Annotated in this window: 1 protein-coding gene; it reads right to left on the bottom strand. The window is 49.9% G+C overall.

Translation table 11 applies throughout. The features are described from left to right. On the bottom strand, positions 1 to 2,009 hold a 2,009-nt coding region (locus FBD94_RS25830; protein WP_205945942.1), incomplete at both ends, for a Calx-beta domain-containing protein.

The following is a 2,009-nucleotide window of genomic DNA, read 5'->3' as shown; positions in this document are numbered from 1 at the left end:
CCCGTAATACCGGTTAAGGAAGCGCTGAATGTTTCGCCCGACTCTACCAGGTTATCGTCATTAATAGCTACGGTAAAGGTTTGGAATGCCCCACTTGCCGAACCTGCCGGGAAACTTACCGTTCCGGCAGTAATGGCTGTATAGTCACCCGGCGACTCGGCTGTACCATTTGCGGTTGCATAATCTACCGTAAAGGCTTCCTGAACATTCCCCGTTAAAGTCACCGTAAAGGTCGCTGTACCCGCTGCTTCATTGACTGTTAACGGGGTCGAAAGCGATACACTCGCCGCATCATTATCAATAATAGTGGTTGTAGCGCTAGCCGTAGCTATCGTAGCAAGGCCAACCGTACCACTTAAGGTGGCACTGAACGTTTCATCTCCTTCTCTAAACTGGTCGTTCACGATAGGCACCGTGAAGCTGCTGACAGTTCCGTTTACTGAACCTGCCGGGAAGCTGATTGTCCCACTGGTAGCGGTATAATCGTTTGGCTGAACCGCTGAACCGTTTGATGTGCTGTAATTCACCGTAACGACATCCTGAGCTCCGCCACTTAAAGTCACCATAAAGGTGGCTGTACCGGCTGCCTCGTTAACCGTGGGAACGGTCGAAATCGATACACTGGCCACATCGTTATCAATAATGGTAGTGGGTGCTGTAGCTGTACCAATCGTTACAAGACCACCTGTGATACCACTTAAAGTCGCACTGAACATTTCGTCCCCTTCTGCGAGCTGATCGTTAAAGATCGGTACCGTAAAGGTCTTTGTAGCTCCGTTTACTGAGCCTGCCGGGAAGGTAATTGTCCCGCTGGTAGCTGTATAATCGTTTGGCTGAAACGCTGAGCCGTTTACAGTAGCATAGTTTACTGTAAAGGCTTGCTGAACATTGCCCGTTAGAGTTACCGTAAACGTGGCTGTACCAGCAGCCTCATTAACTGTTGGATCAGTCGTGATCGCTACGCTTGCTGCATCATTGTCTGTAATGGTAGTTGTTGCAGTCGCAGTAGCTATGGTTGCAAGACCTGTAATATTACTTAAAGTAGCGCTGAACGTTTCGCCAGATTCTCTGAGATTGTCATCCTGGATAGGCACTGTAAAGGTCCTGGTCGTCCCGCTTACCGAACCCGAAGGGAAGTTTACCGTCCCGGTAGTGATTGTATAATCACCCGGCGCAATCGCTGTGCCGTTTGCAGTAGCATAATCCACTGTAAAAGCATCCTGAATACCGCCTGTTAAGGTCACCGTAAAGGTGGCTGTACCAGCGCTCTCATTTACTGTTGCATCAGTCGATATCGATAAGCTCGCCACATCATTATCATTAATGGCCGTCATGGCTGAGGTCGCTGTTGATGATATCGTGGCCAGGCCGGTAATCCCCGTTAAGCTGGCGCCGAAGCTTTCGTTCGGTTCTGCAAAAGTATCGTCAACCAGGTCTACGGTAAAGGTCTGCACTGCCCCGTTTGCCGAACCTGCAGGGAAAGTTACCGCTCCTGTCCGGGCAAGATAATCACCCGGCGCGCTAGCTGAACCGTTTGCAGTGGCATAGCTTACCGTAACAGCTTCCTGAATACTGCCTGTTAAAGTCACAGTAAAGGTAGCTGTCCCCCCGTTCTCATTTACCGTTGCAGGGACCGATATTGATACACTGGCCACATCATTATCCACAATGGTAGTGGTGGCAGCAGCCGTATTTATTGTTACAAAACCTGTAATACCCGTTAAAGCGGCGCTAAATGTTTCGCCTGTTTCTACAAGGTTGTCGTTCTGGATCAATGCCGTAAAAGTCCTGGTCGCTCCGCTTATTGAACCTGCCGGAAAGATGACCGAACCTGTTGCATTTGCGTAATCACCGGGCGCAATGGCTCCGCCGTCTGAGGTAGCATAGTTTACCGTAAAGGATTCCTGGACATTGCCTGTTAAAGTCACTGTAAAAGTAGCTGTACCCGCGGCCTCGCTCACTGTAGCAGCAGTCGAGATGGATACGCTCGCTGCATCGTTATCAATGAT

It is taken from the genome of Pedobacter hiemivivus (genome assembly GCF_005144565.1).
Lineage (GTDB): Bacteria > Bacteroidota > Bacteroidia > Sphingobacteriales > Sphingobacteriaceae > Pedobacter > Pedobacter hiemivivus.
Note: the sequence above shows the minus strand (reverse complement) of the source record. Positions and strands in the feature narration are given on the sequence as shown.